Annotated in this window: 1 protein-coding gene; it reads right to left on the bottom strand. The window is 65.3% G+C overall.

Annotated elements, in window-relative coordinates; all coding sequences use genetic code 11:
* Positions 1-58: 58 nt before the first annotated feature.
* On the bottom strand, positions 59-239 hold a 181-nt coding region (locus ACWGTI_RS33010; protein ID WP_454590720.1), incomplete at its 5' end, for a hypothetical protein.

Raw genomic sequence — 239 nt, 5'->3', positions numbered from 1 at the left:
GAACGCGACCGCCTTGCATCCTGAGTTGCTGAGCCACGGTAAGGCTCATTAGGCCAGTTCAGGTTTTCACGCCGAGGCGGAGCAGGCATATCGCCAGCGCGCCATCCTGCTCTTGTGCTCGGCTCGGATGCGGACAACCGATCGGGCGGGAGCGCACCCCTATCCACGCCCCCGGTTGTTCGACCGGCGCGCCAGGAAACGCCGTCCGAACGTGAGCCCGCATCGCGATTTTGTCGGCC

It is taken from the genome of Mesorhizobium sp. ArgA1 (assembly GCF_053714375.1).
The sequence above is the reverse complement of the archived record's forward strand: the minus strand, read 5'-3'. Positions and strand labels throughout refer to the sequence as shown.